This window comes from Flagellimonas pacifica, assembly GCF_900215465.1.
GTDB lineage: Bacteria > Bacteroidota > Bacteroidia > Flavobacteriales > Flavobacteriaceae > Flagellimonas > Flagellimonas pacifica.
The window spans coordinates 97189-118324 of record NZ_OBEH01000004.1; the positions used below are offsets into that span (position 1 = coordinate 97189).

At 38.5% G+C, this 21136-nt stretch carries 21 protein-coding genes; 5 read left to right on the forward strand and 16 right to left on the reverse strand.

All coding sequences use genetic code 11. The features are described from left to right. Positions 1 to 21 precede the first annotated feature (21 nt). From ftsA to CRO15_RS13085, 12 genes are read right to left on the reverse strand one after another with little or no spacing between them, the layout of a single operon-like run. Positions 22 to 1347 carry a cell division protein FtsA gene (gene ftsA / locus CRO15_RS13030; RefSeq protein WP_097046290.1) on the reverse strand — a complete coding sequence of 442 codons (1326 nt, stop codon included), beginning with the start codon at positions 1345 to 1347 and terminating at the stop codon, positions 22 to 24. 3 nt (positions 1348 to 1350) lie between these two features. Further along, positions 1351 to 2070, reverse strand: a complete 720-nt coding sequence (locus CRO15_RS13035) for a cell division protein FtsQ/DivIB (RefSeq protein ID WP_097046291.1) — start codon at positions 2068 to 2070, stop codon at positions 1351 to 1353. Then, entirely contained in the window at positions 2060 to 3412 is a 1353-nt protein-coding gene (gene murC / locus CRO15_RS13040) for a UDP-N-acetylmuramate--L-alanine ligase (RefSeq protein ID WP_097046292.1), read from the reverse strand. Before murC ends, CRO15_RS13035 begins: the two co-directional genes overlap by 11 nt. Continuing rightward, positions 3409 to 4497 (reverse strand): undecaprenyldiphospho-muramoylpentapeptide beta-N-acetylglucosaminyltransferase, encoded by a 1089-nt coding sequence (gene murG, locus CRO15_RS13045; protein WP_097046293.1) that lies wholly within the window; start codon positions 4495 to 4497, stop codon positions 3409 to 3411. Before murG ends, murC begins: the two co-directional genes overlap by 4 nt. Continuing rightward, positions 4484 to 5692, reverse strand: coding sequence for an FtsW/RodA/SpoVE family cell cycle protein (locus CRO15_RS13050; RefSeq protein WP_097046294.1), 1209 nt, complete (start codon positions 5690 to 5692; stop codon positions 4484 to 4486). The genes murG and CRO15_RS13050 overlap by 14 nt, the downstream gene beginning before the upstream one ends. A gap of 3 nt (positions 5693 to 5695) precedes the next feature. Next, a complete protein-coding gene (gene murD / locus CRO15_RS13055; protein ID WP_097046295.1) occupies positions 5696 to 7030 on the reverse strand; it encodes a UDP-N-acetylmuramoyl-L-alanine--D-glutamate ligase in 1335 nt (444 codons plus the stop codon). Beyond that, positions 7031 to 8251 carry a phospho-N-acetylmuramoyl-pentapeptide-transferase gene (mraY, locus tag CRO15_RS13060; RefSeq protein ID WP_097046296.1) on the reverse strand — a complete coding sequence of 407 codons (1221 nt, stop codon included), beginning with the start codon at positions 8249 to 8251 and terminating at the stop codon, positions 7031 to 7033. A gap of 8 nt (positions 8252 to 8259) precedes the next feature. Further along, positions 8260 to 9723: a UDP-N-acetylmuramoyl-L-alanyl-D-glutamate--2,6-diaminopimelate ligase gene (locus CRO15_RS13065; protein ID WP_097046297.1), complete on the reverse strand. Its 1464-nt coding sequence runs from the start codon at positions 9721 to 9723 to the stop codon at positions 8260 to 8262. Continuing rightward, on the reverse strand, positions 9720 to 11729 hold the full coding sequence (locus tag CRO15_RS13070; protein ID WP_097046298.1) for a penicillin-binding protein: 2010 nt from the start codon (positions 11727 to 11729) through the stop codon (positions 9720 to 9722). Before CRO15_RS13070 ends, CRO15_RS13065 begins: the two co-directional genes overlap by 4 nt. Further along, positions 11729 to 12046 (reverse strand): FtsL-like putative cell division protein, encoded by a 318-nt coding sequence (locus tag CRO15_RS13075; protein WP_097046625.1) that lies wholly within the window; start codon positions 12044 to 12046, stop codon positions 11729 to 11731. The genes CRO15_RS13070 and CRO15_RS13075 overlap by 1 nt, the downstream gene beginning before the upstream one ends. Before the next feature lie 15 nt (positions 12047 to 12061). After that, positions 12062 to 12964: a 16S rRNA (cytosine(1402)-N(4))-methyltransferase RsmH gene (gene rsmH / locus CRO15_RS13080; RefSeq protein ID WP_097046299.1), complete on the reverse strand. Its 903-nt coding sequence runs from the start codon at positions 12962 to 12964 to the stop codon at positions 12062 to 12064. Further along, the gene (locus CRO15_RS13085) at positions 12957 to 13412 is read right to left on the reverse strand and encodes a division/cell wall cluster transcriptional repressor MraZ (RefSeq protein WP_097046300.1); all 456 of its coding nucleotides are present in this window, start codon (positions 13410 to 13412) and stop codon (positions 12957 to 12959) included. Before CRO15_RS13085 ends, rsmH begins: the two co-directional genes overlap by 8 nt. A 263-nt stretch (positions 13413 to 13675) precedes the next feature. Between CRO15_RS13085 and CRO15_RS13090 the strand changes: the two genes are divergently transcribed. Both CRO15_RS13090 and yihA read left to right on the forward strand, forming a co-directional pair. Further along, positions 13676 to 14440, forward strand: a complete 765-nt coding sequence (locus tag CRO15_RS13090; RefSeq protein ID WP_097046301.1) for an alpha/beta fold hydrolase — start codon at positions 13676 to 13678, stop codon at positions 14438 to 14440. 3 nt (positions 14441 to 14443) lie between these two features. Beyond that, entirely contained in the window at positions 14444 to 15058 is a 615-nt protein-coding gene (yihA, locus tag CRO15_RS13095; protein ID WP_097046302.1) for a ribosome biogenesis GTP-binding protein YihA/YsxC, read from the forward strand. Between the two features lie 13 nt (positions 15059 to 15071). Here the strand turns inward: yihA and CRO15_RS13100 are convergent, their stop codons facing one another. Beyond that, positions 15072 to 15449 carry a GTPase gene (locus CRO15_RS13100; RefSeq protein ID WP_097046626.1) on the reverse strand — a complete coding sequence of 126 codons (378 nt, stop codon included), beginning with the start codon at positions 15447 to 15449 and terminating at the stop codon, positions 15072 to 15074. A 177-nt stretch (positions 15450 to 15626) separates the two neighbouring features. Here CRO15_RS13100 and CRO15_RS13105 point away from each other — a divergent pair, with 177 nt between their 5' ends. Then, positions 15627 to 16124, forward strand: coding sequence for a hypothetical protein (locus CRO15_RS13105; protein WP_097046303.1), 498 nt, complete (start codon positions 15627 to 15629; stop codon positions 16122 to 16124). A 6-nt stretch (positions 16125 to 16130) separates the two neighbouring features. On the opposite strand, the gene gldC is transcribed toward CRO15_RS13105, so the two are convergent. Further along, a complete protein-coding gene (gene gldC, locus CRO15_RS13110; protein WP_097046304.1) occupies positions 16131 to 16463 on the reverse strand; it encodes a gliding motility protein GldC in 333 nt (110 codons plus the stop codon). Further along, positions 16464 to 17453 carry a gliding motility lipoprotein GldB gene (gldB, locus tag CRO15_RS13115; protein ID WP_165769955.1) on the reverse strand — a complete coding sequence of 330 codons (990 nt, stop codon included), beginning with the start codon at positions 17451 to 17453 and terminating at the stop codon, positions 16464 to 16466. A gap of 67 nt (positions 17454 to 17520) precedes the next feature. Here gldB and nadE point away from each other — a divergent pair, with 67 nt between their 5' ends. Next, on the forward strand, positions 17521 to 18336 hold the full coding sequence (nadE, locus tag CRO15_RS13120) for an NAD(+) synthase (protein ID WP_097046627.1): 816 nt from the start codon (positions 17521 to 17523) through the stop codon (positions 18334 to 18336). 127 nt (positions 18337 to 18463) lie between these two features. Then, complete coding sequence (locus tag CRO15_RS13125; RefSeq protein WP_097046306.1) at positions 18464 to 19093, forward strand: response regulator; 630 nt, start codon at positions 18464 to 18466, stop codon at positions 19091 to 19093. A gap of 58 nt (positions 19094 to 19151) precedes the next feature. Here the strand turns inward: CRO15_RS13125 and dnaG are convergent, their stop codons facing one another. After that, the gene (dnaG, locus tag CRO15_RS13130; RefSeq protein WP_097046307.1) at positions 19152 to 21125 is read right to left on the reverse strand and encodes a DNA primase; all 1974 of its coding nucleotides are present in this window, start codon (positions 21123 to 21125) and stop codon (positions 19152 to 19154) included. Positions 21126 to 21136 lie beyond the last annotated feature (11 nt).

Consider the following 21136-nt stretch of genomic DNA (forward strand, 5'->3'; position numbering starts at 1 on the left):
TTTGTTACTATTATGGGATTATTATTCTGCATTGTCTAAAAAGTCTTTCAACTTCTCTGACCATTTATCAAAAATAGATTTCCTAGGTACTGTCTTTGTCCTTGCAGACTGACCTGCCACACTTTCTTGTCCTACCAAAACCTCTTCTTCTTCCTGCTCCATTTCATCCTCCAGCACATTATTGGTTCTGGTCTCCAAGGCGTTCATCAAAAGTCCAACAGCTGTGGCATACAATGGACTTGCTATTTCTTCTTCTGAATCTCCCGCCAAATGCTCGTTAGGGTAACCAATACGAGTATCCATACCAGTGATGTACTCTACCAATTGCTTTAAATGCTTCAATTGGCTACCACCTCCGGTAAGTACAATTCCGGCAATAAGTTTCTTCTTTTGGTCCTCATGTCCGTAGTTTTTAATCTCCACATATACCTGTTCCACAATCTCTACTACACGGGCGTGGATAATTTTGGATAGGTTCTTCAATGTTATTTCCTTGGGCTCACGACCTCTTAGACCGGGAATGGAAACAATCTCATTGTCCTTATTTTCCCCTGGCCAAGCGGACCCAAACTTAATTTTCAATAACTCAGCTTGCTTTTCAATAATGGAGCAGCCTTCTTTGATGTCTTCGGTAATAACATTTCCTCCAAATGGGATTACAGAAGTATGACGGATTATGCCATCTTTAAAAATGGCCAAATCAGTAGTTCCACCACCTATATCTATCAAAGCAACACCTGCTTCTTTTTCTTCCTGGCTCAATACAGCTTCAGCTGATGCCAGTGGCTCCAAGGTGATATTACCCAAGTCCAATCCGGCACTTTTAATGCATCTGCCTATATTTTTTATAGAGGATACCTGCCCAACTACCACATGGAAATTGGCTTCCAATCGCCCACCATACATTCCTTTGGGCTCTTTTATTTCACATTGACCATCAACTTTATATTCTTGAGGCAATACATGGATGATTTCTTCTCCAGGAAGCATTACCAGTTTGTAGACTTGGTTGCAAAGTTTCTCTAGATCATCATCATTTATAACTTCTTCTGAGTTAGGCCTGGTTATGTAATCACTATGTTGAAGACTCCTAATATGCTGTCCTGCAATACCTACCACTACAGAACCTATCTTGAGCCCTGAATTAACCTCGGCTTGCTCTACAGCTTGTTGAATAGATGAAATAGTTTGGGTGATATTATTGACCACGCCACGGTGAACACCTAAGCTTTTGGACTTACCTGTTCCTAAGATCTCTATTTTTCCATATTCATTTTCCTTACCAATAATCGCAACGATTTTGGTAGTTCCAATATCCAACCCAACTGAATACTTACCCTGTTCCATACTTTATATTTTGGTGCAAACCACTTGATTGTTGAACTCTAAACTCACTGTCGTATATTTTTCCAAAGACTTGTCCTTGGATGCTTTGGCATAAAATGCCATAAAATTTTTGAACTTCTCATTGAGGTTCTCCACTCCTCCCAAATTCACCACAAAGTTTTCCAACCTAAACTTGAGCTGATATTTTCCTTCTTCCTCGATATGTATGCCTATAACATTTTTCCTAAGAAAATCGTCTTCGTTAATGTAATTCAGAATGGTATAGGCATCCTCAAGGCTTTTTCCCGTGATTTTACCCGTAATTATGGGAACTCTTGCTGAATGATGCTTGGACAAAGGCATACGCCCACCCAAATCATCCAAATAAAATTTAGAGATTCCCTCTACTCTTCCAATTGGTTTACGCTGAACAATCTTAGATATAAGTTCTCCATTTATAGTAAGATAGACTTGGGCGTTTTTCACCATTTCGTTGGACAGAATTACCTCCTCTATGGTATTCAAAGCTAGTTGTTCTTTTGTCCTATTTTTTAAGGCTCCGTAATTTTGTATTAACAATTTATTAACTGAGGTTTCTGTAAGATATAAGTTGTTGTCTCCCAAAAATTTAATGGAAACATCACTTACTTTTTTGTTCTTGCTCCGATGGTCTGCAAAACCATAAAGTCCAATTACGGTTATGGACAACAACGTCAGTTTTATATAATCCCAATTAACTCGCATACGTCAATTCTTTTTTAAGTTTTGGTACTTCCAGCCCAATATCTCCTGCCCCCATTGTTACCAAAACCCCTGTTTTACAATTATTTATCTCACCTATTAAGTCTGATTTTGAAATCAATTTCTTTTTAGGACCATTAATCTTATCCAATAACCATGCTGATGTTACCCCTTCAATGGGTTCTTCCCTTGCTGGATAGATATCCAATAATAAAATGACATCGAATTTTGAAAGACTCGCCGCAAAATCATCCACAAAGTCTTTTGTTCTTGAAAACAAATGGGGTTGAAAAACAGCGGTCACCAACTCCTTGGGATGCATTTCTTTTATGGCTTGATGCACAGCGCTTATTTCTGTAGGATGATGTGCATAATCATCTATAAAAACAAAGTCTTTTTCCTTGATTTGATAGGAAAACCTGCGTTGAACGCCTTTAAATGTTCCTAAAGCTTCGGCTAGGCGGTGGGGTGGGGATCCTATTTGCACCGCCATTGCAAAAGCAGCTAATCCATTGAGCAAATTGTGCCTTCCGGGTTTGTTGAAACGAACTTGCTTCAAAACCTCTGAAGGCGTGATTAAATCAAATATGTAGGTACCATGTTCAATTGAAATGTTTTCTATGCTGTAGTCGGAGCCATCTTCTATTCCAAAAGTGATCCCGTCAAGCGGCAACCCTTTTCTAACAAAGAGAACTCCGCCTGGTTTTATCTTTTTCGTAAAATCCTTAAAGGATTGTTGCAATTCCGTATCGGTTCCATAAATATCCAAGTGATCTGCATCCATTGAAGTAATGCAGGCCACGTTGGGCGACAGCTGTAAAAAGGAACGATCAAACTCATCGGCCTCCACAACGGAGCAATCCGTTCCTTCCAAAACAAAATTGCTGTTGAAATCTTCCGAAATACCTCCTAAAAATGCCGTTAATGGTGTCCCGGTTTCCTTGAGGATATGTGCCAGAATACAAGATGTGGTAGTTTTACCATGAGTGCCGGCCACCGCAAAACAGAACGTATCTTTTGTGATAATCCCCAGTACTTCAGATCGCTTTTTTACTTCAAAACCATTGTTTTGGAAAAATTGTAGTTGGGAATGGGATGAAGGTACCGCCGGAGTATAGACTATCAGTGTGTTTTCAGAATTTTTAAATGATTCAGGAATCAAATCCAAGCTGTCTTTAAAATGGACTGCAATTCCATTTTCAACCAATTCATCTGTAATTGGGCTTTTGGTTTTGTCATAACCCATCACTTGTTTTCCAACAAAATTGAAATAGCGCGCCAGAGCAGACATACCTATCCCACCAATACCGATGAAAAAAACGTTATGTATGTCCTTTAGATTCATTTTAATAATTTTTCTATTTCGTCAACTATATGCTCTGTGGCTTTTGGCATAGCCATTTTTTTGATATTGTTTCCCAGGGATTCTTGCATTTTTTTAGAATTCATTACTTCTAAAAAAACTGCTTCAAACTTTTCGTCAAGTTCACTTTCTTTCAATAGTATAGCCGCATCTTTGGAAACCAATGCTTCGGCATTTTTGGTTTGATGGTCCTCCGCAACATTGGGTGATGGAATAAACAAAACCGATTTGCCCGCTAAACAGAGTTCAGAAACCGATCCTGCTCCCGCCCTGGATATAATAATGTCTGCTGCAACATAAGCACAATCCATTCTATTTAAGAATGCCAGTACTTTTACCGATTCTGAATCATGTTTTTTATACTCATCATAGTATAGTTTTCCACATTGCCAAATTAACTGCACTCCCTGTGCTTCAAAAAAACCAAGCTCTTTTTCAATCAGTTGATTAATCCTTCTTGCGCCCAAACTTCCGCCTATGATCAGAATGGTCTTCTTGCTTGTGTCCAAATCAAAAAACTGTACGGCTTTTTCTCTGCCCACTTTCAGATTCACTAAATCTGATCGTATTGGATTTCCCGTTTTTACAATTTTTTCTTTTGGAAAAAAACGTTCCATTCCATCATACGCCACACAAATAGCTTCCGCTTTGCCTGCAAGGAGCTTATTTGTAATGCCAGCATAGGAGTTCTGCTCTTGAAGCACACAGGGAACACCAACCTTTTCAGCCATTTTTAGTAATGGACCACTTGCAAAGCCTCCGGTACCGATGGCGACATCTGGCATAAACTGCTTTACTATTTTGCGTGCTCTTATCAAACTACTTATAACTTTAATCGGAAACATTAAATTTTTCAATGTCAGTTTCCGTTGTAATCCACTGATCCACAAGCCTTGTATTTTATATCCTGCCTGTGGCACTTTTTCCATTTCCATTTTATCCTTGGCACCCACGAACAAAAACTCCGCTTTTGGGTATCTCTGCTTTAGCTCATTGGCTATTGCTATTGCCGGATAAATATGTCCTCCCGTTCCTCCTCCAGAAAGTATAAATCTATAATTGCCCACTCAATACTTCTAAAGGATTGCTTTCATCTATATCTAGGGATTCCTCCTCTAAATTTTCTTTTTTATTGCTTGCGCTCAACACAATTCCAATAGCCATACAGGTCATCCAAATAGATGTTCCTCCCATACTGATCAATGGTAAAGGCTGTCCTGTAACTGGAAACAACTGTACCACTACCGCCATATTGATGAAAGCTTGAAAAACAATGGGCAAGCCTACACCAATTACCAATAATTTTGAAAAAACCGTCTTTGCCGAATTTGCCACAACCACTATCCGAAACAGCAATAGCAAATAGAAAAACAACAATGCCCCTCCTCCTAATAGCCCATATTCTTCAATGATGATAGCAAAAATAAAATCGGACGTACTTTGCGACAACATGTTCTTTATTACACTCTTTCCAGCTCCTTTTCCAACGACTCCGCCTTCGGCAATGGCAATCTTTGCTAAAGTCAATTGGTGTAAATCATCTTTTCCAGCTTTTTCAGGGCTCCAAAAAGTTTCAATTCTCGATTTCCACGTAGTGGCTCTTTGGCCGGGTATCACTTCTGGAGTTTTGAACAAGACAAAAAGAAACATGCCTGCAAGTACAATTCCTGTTCCCAGAATCGCGAATAAATATTTTAAGGGGTATCCACCTAAAAAACAGAGTACCAAAACCAAGAAACAGATGATTGCTGCGGTAGAAAAGTTTTCAGGTAAAATCAACAGTACCACTAATGCCGTTGGCAACCAAAGTGGCAATATGCTTTCTTTAAAGGTTATGGCTATATCCTTGATTTTTGTAAGATACCGGGCAATCCATATCATCAACACAACCGAAGCCAGGGTAGATGTTTGAAAATTCACCCCAACAAACGGAATCTTAATCCATCGGTTTGCTGTTACTCCTCCTATTTTGGTCTCTACCGTCAATGTATAAGCCAAGAGAATGAGTACAATAGGCAAGGCAATAATAGAAAGTCCTTTAAAGTAATGTGTAGGTATACGGTGAACCGCATATATGATTCCGAAGCCCAAAAACAAAAGCACAGCATGCTTAATCAAATGACCAATCGTGGTACCATCATCATTTACATAAACCAGATTGGTACTGGCACTGTACACCGGCAAAAATGAGAAAAGTGCCAAGAGAGCCACTACACCCCAGATGGCTTTATCACCTTTCAAATTTTTAAATACCGCTAACATTTTTTACAAATTTTTTATGGCTGCTTTGAATTGATTTCCCCTATCCTCATAGTTTTCAAAAAGATCGAAACTGGCACATGCGGGTGATAACAAAACTGAATCACCCCGTTCTGAAATCTTATAGGCCACTTTAACAGCTTCTTCCATAGAATAGGTTTCTACCATTGGCTCTATAACATTACCAAAGGCATCCTTTAACTTGGAATTATCCATTCCCAAACAAATAATAGCTTTGACTTTTTCTCGTACAATAGGCATCAACTCTGAATAATCGTTTCCTTTATCCACACCACCAACAATCCAAACAATGGGTTTCTTTATCCCATCCAAGGCGTAATAGGTTGCATTTACATTAGTTGCTTTGGAATCGTTGATATATTCCACATGATTAATCTTCAACACCTTTTCCAATCGGTGGGGAACTCCTTGGAAGTTTTGGATACTTTGACGAATAGTTTCTTTCCTTACATTCACCAAAAGTGCTGCAAGGCTTGCCGCCATAGTATTTTTTACGTTATGTTGCCCCTCTAGGGCCAAAATATCAGTACTCATTTCCAAGTTTTTATGTTCCATTTTTATTTTAATCGTATCGTTTTCCAGCCAAGCTCCATGCTGTTGCTTTTCCCTTAAGGAAAAAGGAACCAATTTGGATTGAACTGGGTGTTGTTGCAACCAATCTTGGATCACTTCATCATCAGCATCATAAATCAGGTAATCATTTTCATCCTGGTTCATTGCTATGCGAAACTTAGAAGTGATGTAGTTTTCAAACTTATAATCATACCGATCCAAATGATCGGGCGTAATATTCGTAAGGATTGCAACATGTGGTTTGAAATCCACGATACCATCCAATTGAAAACTGCTTATTTCCAGCACGTACTGGTCAAAATCCTGCTCAGCGACCATTTTAGCATAGCTATCACCAATGTTTCCCGCCATTCCAACGTTTAATCCACCATTTTTCAACACATGGTGTGTTAACATAGTGGTTGTGGTCTTGCCGTTACTTCCCGTAATTCCAATTAGCGTTGCATCAGTATATTTTGATGCAAACTCAATCTCTGAAATCACTGGAACTCCCTTTTCAACCAACTTTTTTACAAGTGGTACTTTATCCGGAATTCCTGGGCTTTTCATAACCACATCAGCATTTAGAATCTTAGATTCTGTATGCTTACCAGACTCCCATTCAATCTCAAAATGTTCAAGAACTTTGCTGTACTCTTTTTTTATTTCTCCTTTGTCCGAGACAAAGACTTCAAATCCTTTTTGCTGCCCTAATATGGCCGTTCCAACTCCACTTTCTCCACCGCCAAGAATCACCAAACGTGCCATCTACCTCACTTTTAGCGTCACTATACTTATAATGGCGAGCAAAATTCCAATAATCCAAAACCGGGTCACTATTTTGCTCTCGTGATATAGTTTTTTCTGATAATGATGATGCAATGGTGCCATCAAGAATATTCGTTTGCCCTCTCCATATTTCTTTTTGGTATGCTTGAAATATCCCACTTGCAGCATCACCGAAAGTGATTCGGCAAAGAAGATTCCACATAAAATGGGAATCAATAATTCTTTTCTTACGATAATGGCGATAACCGCTATTACCCCGCCAATGGTCAAGCTTCCCGTGTCTCCCATAAATACTTGTGCCGGAAAGGCATTGTACCATAAAAAACCAATCAATGCACCCACAAATGCAGCTATAAAAACCAACAATTCTCCAACTCTTGGGATATAAAAGATGTCCAGGTAATCTGAAAACTGGATATTTCCCGATACCAATGCAAAGATTCCAAGTGTCAATACAATTATTGCCGAAGAACCAGCTGCGAGACCATCAATTCCATCAGTAAGATTTGCGCCATTTGAAACAGCTGTAACAATCAATATAACCACAGGAATAAAGATCAACCATGCATATTCTTCCATTCCTTCCCCTGTCCATGAAATCCAATCAGCATAGTTCAGTTCATTACCTTTAAGAAAAGGAACATTGGTCATTACCTCTTTCATCTCTTGACCGAATACCTTTTCAACCTTAAAGTTTTCAGTGATTCGAGTGGTATCTTTTTCTTTAATGGTGACCTCAGGGTGAAAATAAAGCGTAGCTCCTACAATCAACCCCAATACCACTTGCCCCAATATTTTAAATCTTCCTTTTAAACCTTTTTTATCGTTTTTAAAGATTTTAATATAGTCATCGATAAAGCCAATAATACCCATCCAAATCGTGGTGACAATTAGAAGAATGATATAAATGTTCTTGATATCAGCAAACAGCACCACAGGCAAAAGCGTGGATATTATAATTATAAGTCCTCCCATTGTGGGCGTTCCAGCTTTTTGCTGTTGTCCTTCCAGCCCTAAATCACGAATACTTTCCCCAATCTGTTTTTTTTGCAGGAACAGAATAATCCGCTTACCGTAGACCATAGCAATCAACAAGGAAAACAAGACCGCCATTCCAGCTCTAAAAGTCTGGAACTGGAACAATGATGCTCCAGGCAATTGATATTGTTTCTCTAAAAATTCAAACAAGTAGTATAACATGGACTACATTATTTATTTAAGTTGGCCAAGGCCTCTTTTACTTCTTTAAAATCATCAAAATCCACCCTTTTCCCATTGGTTTCCTGATAGGTTTCATGCCCCTTTCCTGCCACCAGAATGATATCATTGGCCAAAGCCAATTTGCAAGCTGCTTTTATAGCCTGCTTTCTATTTTCTATGGACAACACCTTCTTCGTATTCTGGGGTTCCACCCCGGCTTCCATTTCTTCAATAATTACTGAAGGTGATTCCGTTCTTGGGTTATCTGAGGTAAATATGGCCTGATTGCTCATTTCTGAGGCGATATGACCCATAACCGGACGCTTAGACTTATCACGGTCACCACCACACCCCACTACGGTGATGACGTTTTCATTTCCAGTCCTCAATGCATTGATGGTAATCAACACATTTTTTAGCGCGTCCGGAGTATGGGCATAATCAACAATTGCCGTTATTTTTTCTTTTGATATATGATATTGAAACCTGCCATCAACATTTTCCAGTTCACTGATAAGTTTCAGGGTTTCCATTTTTTCCAGCCCCAGAATATCTGCTGTGGCGTAAATGGCTAGTAAATTATAGGCATTAAAATCTCCTATCAATTTGGACCAAATTTCGTTGTCATCAATTTTCAGCAATTGGCCATCAAACTGCCTTTCTAAGATTTGCGCCCTATAATCTGCATATGTTTTGAGCGCATAACTAACTTTTCTTGCTTTGGTATTTTGCAACATTACCAAACCATTTTTATCATCAATATTGCTTAAGGCAAATGCAGTTTTTGGAAGGTTATCAAAAAGCTTCTTTTTGGTATCCCGATACTCTGCAAAGCTTTTATGATAATCCAGATGATCATGGGATAAATTAGTAAATATGGCTCCTTCAAAATGTAATCCTTCAGATCTTTTTTGATGGATACCATGTGAACTCACTTCCATAAAACAATACTCCACCCCTTCCTCGTTCATTTCTGAAAGATGGCCGTTGATCGTCAACACGTCTGGCGTGGTATGACTGGTTTTATATTCCTTATCATCTACCAAAACCTTAATGGTAGAAATCAACCCCACCTTAAAACCAGCTTTTTTAAATAGATTATAAAGCAATGTACTTACCGTGGTCTTACCATTGGTGCCAGTGATTCCAACCAACTTTAAATTCTTGGAAGGGTTATTATAATAGTTGGCAGCAATAATCGCCAAAGCGCTATGGCTATCCACTACTTTTAAGTAGGTAACTCCATTGACCAATATTTCCGGAAATTCTTCGCAAACCACAGCTTTGGCCCCAAGTTCTATTGCCTTTTGAATATACTTATGTCCATCAGTAACCAAACCTCTTGTAGCCACAAAAACATCATCCATTTCAATTTTTCTAGAATCAAAATGAACGTGGTTTACCATTACATTGGTATCACCGTTTACCGCAGATAACCTAACCCCATACAATATGTCCTTCAACAACTTCATGAAAGCTCCAATACTATTTTTTTAACTTGATTGATTTCTGTTCCTTGAACGATGGATTGTTTTTTTACTTTTCCATTACCGTGTACCTCAACATTAAGTCCAAGATTCTCCAACAATGAAACCGCATCCATTCCGCTCATTCCCTTCACATTGGGAACTGTGGTGTATTTTTTTTGCGCTTGAGCAAAGTATTGTTCATATTTCTTTTCTAAAACCTCCCCATTCATAGCTTTTCCTTCAACCTCATCCACAGTTGGTGAAGTGGCATAAATTTTTTGCGCCATGGATTTAAAAACCGGACCAGCCACATCAGCTCCGTAGATACCCAAATCTCTATCCGGTTCATGAATAATCACAATACAGGAATATTTAGGGTTATCTGCTGGAAAATATCCTGCAAAAGATGAGATGTATTGCAACTTATCAGGGTCTTTGGCGACATAATTCTTTTGAGCCGTACCCGTTTTGCCAGCCATTGAAAAGTTTTTGGAGTAAAGTCCATGTCCTGTCCCATAGTCCTTTTCAACAACATCTTTCAAAAGTTGACGTACTTTAAGCATGGTTTCCTTAGAGCAGATGGAGGCGTTGGCAACTTCTTTATCAAACCTTTTAATGATTTTGTTTCCTTCCTTGACAGCCTTGATCAATCTTGGCTTGACAAACTCTCCATCATTGGCAATGGCATTATAAAATGCCAAAGTCTGTATTGGAGTTATTGACACCTCATATCCGTGGGACATCCAGCCTAATGAAATTCCCGACCATCCTTCATCCCCAGGGTATCTGATTACGGGACTTCCCTCTCCAATAATGGGCAATCCCAATTTTTTATGAAGCCCCATGTTCATTAAGCGATTCACAAATTTTCCCGGCTTTTCCTTATAATTTTCATGGATTATTTTGGCAAAAGCGGTATTTGAGGAAAGTGCAAAAGCTTTTGCTGCCGAAATTTTACCGTATCCACCCCATTTGGAATCCTTAACCACTCTATCATAAATGCGATATCTCCCTTTTTCCGTGTCAATGACCGTACTCGTGTCAATCACTTTATCCTCCAAAGCTGCCACCATGGACATTAATTTGAAAGTGGAACCTGGCTCATGGGATTCGCCAACAGCGTAGTTCAGCTTTTCATAATACTTTCCCTCAGAGGTTATCCCCAAATTGGAAATGGCCTTGATCTCACCTGTAGCAGTTTCCATGACCACAACACAGCCATGATCAGCTTTGTATTTCTCCAATTGCCTTAAAAGCTCATGATGGGCAATATCCTGAATACTGATATCGATAGTGGATACCACATCCAATCCGTCCTGTGGCTCCACAATATTGTCCAACCCAACTGGTTTCCACTGCCCTTTTGCAATTTTTTGCTTTAGGCGTTTTCCTTCTTTTCCACGTAGATATTGCTCTCCAAAGGCACCATCAAGTCCAACTCTGGTGTAATAGCCATTTTCATCTACTTTTTCATAACCAATGCTTCGTGCTGCCATTTTACCCAAAGGGTACTCACGAACAACCCGGTGTGTTTCTATAAAACCGCCTTTGTACGGTCCAAGCTCGAACAATGGAAACTGCTTTATGCGCACATAATCCAGGTAATCCACGTTTCTGGCCACCAATTTGTACCGGTTACCATTTGCCCGTGCTTTTCTGAAGAGTTTCCTGTAATACGAAGAGGGCCGGTCAAAAAGTCTGCCCAAAGAATCGGAAAGTGCAACTACGTTATTCTGAAAATTATCTTCAGAAACTGTTTTTGCATCAAATCTAATCTCATATTTTGGTACTGAAGCCGCCAATAAACTACCATCATCCGAATACAGATTTCCCCGATTTGGCTCTATGGTGAACATTTTTTCAGTTTTATTCAATGCCAACTCCTTGTAATCCTCACCTTTGATCATTTGAATATCCACCAACTTGACCACCACACAAATGGAAAAAACAACTAGACAACCCGCCACCAGGTACAGTCTATTCATGATATTTTTTTCCGCAATTGCCATTACTTGCTAGATTTCACTTTGATTTTATATGGTGGATTTTTTGACGGCAAAAGCCCTTCAACAGCCACTGATTCCCTTAAAGATGATTCCAATTTTAATTGTTGAACGGTTGACCTGTATTCAAAGAATTCACTTTTAAGCTTTCTTACTTCCTCACTAAGGGCAGCAATCTCATGCACTTTTTTATCCGCTCTGTGACTACTGGATATCATCATTGCCGCCAAGAAGGAGGCAAACAGCAAGAACATCCAGTTTTTGGGAGCATCACCACTCACCAAAAACTTTCCCTTTAATATGTCCAGCAATCCTTTTCTCATTTTCATCCTTATTTTCTAAATCCGTTCAGCAATACGGAGTTTTGCACTTCTTGCCCTATTGTTCCTTGCAATTTCTTCTGCTGATGGCACTATTAATCCCCCTACTTTTTTTAGTGGAACATTTATGTTCCCATAAAAGTCCTTTTCGGGCTCACCTTCAAACTTGCCGGCCCGGATAAATCGTTTTACCAATCGATCCTCCAAAGAATGATAACTAATCAGACTCAATCTCCCTTCCTTATCCAAAACCTCCGGCGTTTGCATCAAAAACTCCTTTAGAACTTCAATTTCTTGGTTGACCTCAATTCGGATAGCCTGATAAATCTGCGCCAAAATCTTGTTCTCTTTCATTTTGGGTAAAAACCGTTTTAAAATCGACTTAAGCTGATCAGTGGTTTTAATTGGAGCCTGTGACCTTACCTCAACAATAGTTTTGGCCATGGCATTTGCATTGCGCAATTCACCATATTGAAACAAAACCGATGACAAAGCTTCCTGGGAATATGAATTCACCACCTCAAAGGCCGACAACTCGCTGCTTTTATTCATCCGCATATCCAGATTCGCATTGAAACGAATAGAGAAACCACGTTCCGCCTTATCAAACTGATGGGAAGAAACTCCAAAATCTGCCAAGATTCCATCAACTTTCCGAATGCCATAGAACTTTAAAAACTGTTTGAGGAACTGAAAATTTTGATTGATCAACTGAAACCGGTCATCGTCAATGGTATTGGCCAGAGCATCCTCATCTTGATCAAATGCAAACAATTTCCCATCCTCACCCAACCTTTTCAATATCTCTTTGGAATGTCCCCCGCCACCAAAGGTGACATCTACATACACCCCATTTTTCTTTATATTCAATCCGTCCACTGATTCTTGCAGCAGCACCGGATTATGGTACTCCCTACTCATCGTCAGCAAAAATCTCTTCCGCTAGATCAGCATAATCCTTCTCCCCTTCTGCCAAGACCTTTTCGTACTTATCCTTGTTCCAAATCTCTATCTTATCAAAAACGGCGTTCAACACCACTTCTTTTCCAATTTCAGCATGTTCCACTAGATTTTTGGGTATCTGCAACCTTCCTGTATCCCCATCAATCGCAACTTCTTTCATTCCCGCAACAAAATTCCTTACAAAAGCATCATACTTTCTATTAATCTTGCTTTTCTTCATAACCTTCTGCATCAATACATCAAACTCGCTCTTGGGATAAAGCTCTAGACACTGTTGAAAAACAGAACGCTTTATCACAAAACCATCCTTTAAAACAGGCAACAGCTGATTCTTCAGGGAAATGGGTAAAATCACCCTCCCTTTTGTATCAGCTTTACAGTCATGTTGTCCTATGATATGGGTCACTAGAAATCAATTGGTTACAATTAATAACTCAAATATATAGATTTTATTTCCACATTTCTCCACTTAACATCACTTTTGTTAATAAATTCTCCACTTTTAAAAGAAAATCAAGTTTTCAATAAAAAATCAATCATATTTATATGAAAGCTTCTGAAATGATTTTGAGAAGCGTAAAAAAGACTTGGCTTCCCAATCCAAAAAACCTAAAATCCGTGTAACATGAATTGCCTATATTTGCCCTTCTTAGGACCAACTAACTTTAGATGGAAGAGCATATAATCGAGGAAGGTAAATACCGATATATTGAAATGGGAGAAGGCACTCCCATGATTATATTACACGGACTAATGGGAGGGCTTAGCAACTTTCAGGGAGTATCCGAGTATTTTCCATCCAAGGGATATCAAATTCTTATTCCAGAGCTTCCTATTTATGATATGCCCATGTTGAAAACAACGGTCAAGAATTTTGCCAAGTTTTTAGAAGGGTTTATCGAATTCAAAGGTCTTAAGGATGTCATTCTATTGGGCAACTCACTTGGCGGGCATATTGGATTGTTACATACCAAAATGTTTCCAGAAATGGTAAAAGCACTGGTTATTACAGGTAGTTCTGGGCTTTATGAAAGTGCCATGGGTGATGGCTATCCTAAACGCGGGGATTATGAGTTCATAAAGAAAAAGGCCCAAGATGTTTTCTATGACCCAGAAGTTGCAACCAAAGAAATTGTAGACGAGGTTTTTGCCACTGTAAATGATCGTATGAAATTAGTAAAGACATTGGCCATTGCAAAAAGCGCTATACGACACAATATGTCCAAGGATTTACCACATATGAATACCCCGACTTGTATTATTTGGGGTGAAAATGATACGGTGACCCCTCCAAATGTGGCTAAAGAGTTCCATGAATTGCTTCCAGATTCTGATTTGTTTTGGATAGAAAAATGCGGTCATGCGCCAATGATGGAACACCCAGAAGATTTTAACAGGGTTCTTGAAGCCTGGCTCAACAAGCGGAATTTCTAAATCATGAAAATTACTTCGGCTGAATTTATAATGAGCAATTCCAATGTTGCCAAATGTCCTAGCGAACCCTTACCTGAATACGCATTCATTGGGCGTTCAAATGTTGGAAAATCCTCATTGATCAATATGTTGATGGAGCGAAAAGGATTGGCCAAAACTTCTGGTCGACCAGGAAAAACTCAGCTTATTAATCATTTTAAGATCAACAAGAATTGGTTTTTGGTGGATTTACCAGGGTATGGTTATGCTCGGGTATCTAAAAAAGACAAAAAGGTTTTTCAAAAATATATTACTGAATATTTCCAAGAACGAAATCAATTGGTCTGCGGCTTTGTACTTGTTGATATTAGACATGATCCCCAACCGGTGGATTTGGAGTTTATGGAATGGTTGGGAACCAACCAAGTCCCATTTGCCATAATTTTTACCAAAGCGGATAAACTAAAACCTGCCGTAATTGAAAAGCAGGCCAATGCTTATTTGCGAAAATTGCTAAAAGGTGCTTGGGAAGAAACACCTCCACATTTTATCACCTCATCAACCAGTCGAATAGGAAGGGATGAATTGCTCAATTATATTCAGGACATCAATACTGAATTTTTTTCTTCTCAATCTTAATTCGATAAGGGCATTATTTAATTCTCTCTTTGACCAACCGTATCAGTTCTTGCGATGTCTTCAAATGATTCAATTCTTCGGTGGAAATAAAAACCTCCAATCCTCCAGCGCTTTCTAAAAATACAATTGGAAAGGTAGATTTGTTCATCGATTCTGACACATACTCCTTGGTAAATTCATCTTTGTGCAGAAATACCATCTCATATTGACTTTCCTTTCTGAATTTTTTCCAGGCCTTATTTTCCGAAACAACTCCAAAAGTAACATCACAAAGACTACATTCATATATAGAGGGGCTAAAGACCTTGTGCATGCTATCCAGAATAGCATTACGAATTCCAGAATTGGCGTTATAAACGAAAAGTAATTTTTGAAAATCTTTCCTAATCACAATTTTATCTTTCCCCAATATTTGTCATACAATGGGATCAAACTTTACACGTACAGGTTAAATATCAACTCAAACACCATATCTTTTATTCCATAACGTAGTTTAATCAATTGACACATTAATACTCTTTTTATTTTATATTCCTTTATATATTGAAAACCTATCAATGTAGCAACAATGGAAAACCAAACCAATCAGTTTACTCCAAATAAATTTATGAAAACCTTGTCCATTATCCATTTGGGCTTGATTTCTTGGCCAACGATTGTTGCAGTAATTGTTTACCTCAACACCCAAAGTGCAAGCTTCAATTTTGCGGATACAGATAATATGTTCTTGGTAGTGGTTCCTATTTTTGCATTGTCCAGTGTTTTCTTAGGCGATTTTATTTTCAAACAGTCCATTAAGAATATTCCCAGAACCAGCAGCTTAAAACAGAAGTTAACACGGTTTCAAACCGCATCCATTATTAAATACGGCTTAATAGAAGCAGCCGCATTTTTTGGGGTCATTGGATACTACATGACCAACAATCTTGCTTTTTTAATGATTTCGGTAATCCTGATACTTTATTTCTTTATGCTTAGGCCAACAAAAGAAAAAATAATGCGTGTATTAAACTTAAAAGGGAGTGACAGAGATCAATTTAACAGGCCCAATCAGCCTTTGGAGTAAAGGCTATTATTTAAGCTCGAGTTTTTCAGCAAAGTAATCGCAAAAATCTTTCATGGTGGCGGTCATTTTTTCATCTTGGGTCGCTTTCATAAATGTATCAGCCATGGTAACCAAAGTCTGATGAAAAAAGATTTTCATCTCATCTACGGGCATATCCTTGGTCCAAAGGTCTATTTTTAGTGATTCTCTACTTTTGCTATCCCAAACGGAAAGCATCATTGCTTTAGCCTCTTCATTTTCAATTCCGCCATCCTGGGCAGACCAATTTAGTTCTTCAGGAACCCTGTTCTCATCAAGACCCACTGTTAGTTTTATTTCAGAAGTATGTTTTACCGCCATCTATTTTTTTGGTTTGTAGTTTGATTTTTTAAAAATTTCATCCGCAGATATATTTAAAAGTTGCTCAAGGGCAATATCATTTTTCTCCATAAAGCTTCTTACAATCTGCCACCCCATGTATCTTCCTAACCGCCCTGGAGACTCACTATCCAATTCCAATTGAAATTTTGAAAAGGGAGCAGGGTCTAAAAATCTTCTGTCCAACTTTGAATCTGTACTGTATAGCAATTCACCTTCCACAAAATACCTCCATATTTGCTCTTCATTAGTCTGTGCCCACTCCATTTCTTCACTTGTATACCCTATCTTCTGGGCATCTAATGTATAAGGGAGAATTTTATCCTTTAAATAGAGTTCTTTACCATAATATATGATTCGTGACAAAAAGGAACGATTTTTTGGATATTTTATAACCTTCTTGGCGAAAGCACTGGCAACGTCTGAGGTCAAGTACTGTTTATCCAATCCCTTGGCTATATATCGCTGTATGCTACGGTAGAAGTGATGATCCTTGCCCAAATAATTGTCCAACCCTAATAACAAAAGTGAATCTGTAAGAATAACTCGATCATTATAGCGAACATCCGAAGTTATAGTTATTACCTCTGGTAATTTGAATTTTGGAAAATAATAAACAATGTGCTGGAAAAGAGATTCCAAATCTTCTGTCTCTTTTTTAAAGTCCCCGAAAGTTTTGTCCACTTCACCGGATAATTGCAATTGAATGGTATCCTCTAATTTCGCAATCCAAATACTGTCCGCAAACTGTTCTGGAAACAAAAAGGGGTACTTCTCTTTTAGGTTTGGAATATCGTTTGGTCCTGCCTGAGCAAACTCGCGATCAAAACGCAATACGGAAAAATCAACTTGAACCTTAGAAATATCCTCTACAGTCTTATCTTCTTCCTTACAGCCAAAGAACAATAACAGCACCAATAAAATAGCACTACAGAATACACATTGACCAAAGTATTTCAACAACCTTTTCATTTTTAAGGCAACAGCGTTTAAATTTACCGGGCACAAAGGTAATTTATTGAATCTAAAAATGTATGACATGCAAACCGAAAAGGTAATAGAACATATTGTAAAATGGTTAAAGGACTATGCAACCAATGCAAAATGCAAAGGATTTGTGATAGGTATTTCTGGAGGAATAGATTCCGCAGTCACCTCTACACTTTGTGCTAAAACTGGATTGGACCTTTTATGTTTGGAAATGCCCATACATCAAGGAACAAAACAAGTAACCCGGGCAGATAAACATATTGACTGGCTAACCAAGAATTTTACAAGTGTTAATAGACAGTTAGTGAATCTAACACCGGTCTTTGATAGCTTGGTAGCTGCTTTCCCAAAAGTTGAAAATGAAGAAGAACGCTTTATGTCCCTTGCCAACACAAGAGCTAGACTAAGAATGACAACCTTGTACTATTTTGCTGCATTAGAAGGATATCTGGTTGCCGGAACCGGGAACAAGGTTGAGGATTTTGGCGTGGGGTTTTACACTAAATATGGTGATGGCGGTGTGGACCTAAGTCCAATTGCTGACCTTTTAAAAACCGAAGTTTATGAAATAGGAAGAGTACTAGGAATTAATCAAGATATTATGGATGCCGCTCCCACTGATGGGCTTTGGGGCGACAGTAGAACAGACGAAGATCAAATAGGAGCCTCTTATCCAGAACTTGAATGGGCCATGGAAATGGATGCTCAAAACAAAATTATTGATGATTTTTCTTACAGAAAAAGAGAAGTATTCGGTATATACAAAAAGTTTAATACTTCTAACAGACATAAGATGATTCCTATACCCATTTGTGAAATTCCCACTCACCTAAAACGACCTTTTAACCCAAAAAACCCAGCTTAAAACGAAAAAAACCCCAGAAATTCTGTGGTTTTAAGAAAAAAATTACAGTTTTACGTCACTAAATCGTTAACTTGCTAGCCGCGCCACGTAAGTAATTAAGTACTAAACAGAATTAAACTCAAACCAAATGATAAAAGTATTAATAGCTGACAATCACCCCATCGTTAGACTGGGCATTAAGCAGGTGCTCGAGTCAAGTTCAGATATTGAAGTCATTGCCGATGTTTCAACGACATCTGAACTATTTGAAGCACTTGAAAAAGTTACCCCAGACGTAGTAATGCTTGAAATGGATATTCCTGAAATTAACGGGATAGCCACTTTAAGAAAATTGAAACAAGAGTTCCCCAACGTTAAATCTTTAATGTACAGTGGGCAATCTGAAGATGTTTATGCTTTGAGCACCATTCGTGCAGGAGCATTTGGATACCTATCCAAAACAGCAGATTTGGATTATGTAATTACCGCCGTTAGAAAAGTTAGCGAAGGTAACATGTTTATCACCAACGAATTGGCCCAGCGCCTTGCCTTTGATGAAGGAACTCAAAAGCCGAGAAGATTCTTTAGAAAATTATCCTCAAGAGAGGTAGAAGTTCTGAAGCTTTTAGCTAGTGGAAAAAGAAACAAAGAGGTTGCTGAAGGGTTAAACTTGAATGAGAAAACCGTAAGCACCTATAAGGCACGTTTAATGAAAAAATTGAATGTGGATAACTTGGTAGATTTATTGCAGCAAGCGAAAGCTTTGGAGCTCTATTAAAATAACCAGTACAAACTATTGAAAATCCCGGACATATTAATTGTTCGGGATTTTTATTTTAGGATAACACCCTATTCAATTTGGCATTCAACAATTTGTTCAACTGCAGATAATTCACAATTTCCTCCAATACTTCAGAATTATCACCATTGTTCCCCTCCGTTCCTTTCTGAAGTTTGTGAATTCGGTTTTTAATTAAATTACAACGTAGCGTTAGTATGGTCTCGCCCACCAATTGCGCTACCCCCTGTCCTTTTTCCTTAGGATAAATATCTTTTCGTTCCCAATCATGAAGTACATGGCGTTCTTCTTCCATCAAAATAGAAGACACCTCATTGACCATTTCCTGTTCCAAATTCGCTAAAAAAGTATTTACCGCAAAGTCCTCACTTTCATTCAAACCCTCAATAAGCTTATAATAAATGGTCTTAAAATGTTCATTGGTCAATTCAATCTCGTCTTCCTGAAGGTCCAGGTATACTTTTTCATACACTTTGACCTCAACAATCTCCGGTTCCAATACTAAATCTCCTTCTTCATTTTCTTTTAATACCAAATCTTCAAACTCTTGTTTTTGGTCTCCGTACAACAGCAGCATTTCAATGATTTTTCGTTCCAGTTCATACTGCACATCAACCTTTTCAACTGGCTGTTCATTTTTTACAACCTCAAAGGCTTTTTGTTCTTGCTTTTGTTTTTTGGCGGCATCGGCAAAACCTTTTTTATCAATTTGTGCCAGCGTATTATAGAGCACCTCTTCTGAAATCTGCATCATTTTGGCACATTCCTGAATGTAAATCTCTTTTTTAATACGATCTGGGATCTTGCTGATGCTATTTACAATATCTCTAACGGTATCTGCTCTCTTTATAGGATCATTGGCGGCTTCTTTGGCCAAAAGTGAAGTTTTGAACTGAATAAAATCCATGGAATTCTCTTCCAAATAGAGTACCAAGTCTTCATAGGTATTGTTTTTGGCAAAACTATCTGGATCCTCTCCCTCTGGAAAAGTGCACACCTTAACATTCATTCCCTGCTCCAGAATAAGATCTATTCCACGCAATGATGCTCGTAAACCAGCTGCATCTCCATCAAAAAGCACGGTGATGTTCTTTGTTAGTCTATTGATGAGTCTAATCTGTTCTGGAGTCAATGCTGTTCCACTGGAAGCCACTACATTTTGTACACCGCTTTGATAAAACTGGATAACATCAGTATAGCCTTCCACCAAATAACAATTATCTTCCTTGGCAATGGCTTGTTTGGCATAGTAGATTCCATAAAGCACCTTGCTCTTATGGTAAATATCACTTTCCGGTGAGTTTAAGTATTTGGCAGCTTTTTTATCATTTGTCAAGATTCTTCCACCAAAACCCAGCACTCTACCACTCATAGAATGGATTGGAAATAGTACTCGGCCCTTAAAACGATCAAATTTCCTGGACTCTCCTCCCGTTTGTTCTTTAACAATGGTCAAACCGGTTTTCTCTAAAAACTCAAGTTGGTAACCATTGTCCAATGCATTTTTGGTGAAAGCTTCCCATTCATCTAAGGCATAGCCCAAACCAAACTTTTTTATGGTTTCATCAGTAAAGCCGCGTTCTTTAAAATAAGTGAGACCTATTGCTTTGCCAGGTTCGGAATCCCAAAGTGTTTCAGTAAAGTATTTTTGAGCATGTTCAGATACCAAATACATGCTCTCCCTTTCATTTGCCTGCTCCTTTTGCTCATTGGTTTGCTCCGTCTCCTCAATCTCAATATTGTACTTCTTGGCCAAATATTTTATAGCTTCCGGGTAGGTAAAATGCTCATGTTCCATTAAAAAAGCCACCACATTACCCCCCTTTCCGCTACTAAAGTCCTTCCAAATCTGTTTTACCGGAGATACCATAAAACTGGGAGTACGCTCATCAGAAAATGGGCTCAGCCCCTTAAAATTGGAACCAGCTTTTTTTAACTGCACAAAATCACCAATCACCTCCTCCAATCGGGCAGTTTCGTATACTTGATCTATGGTTGTTTTTGAAATCAATGCAATGCTTT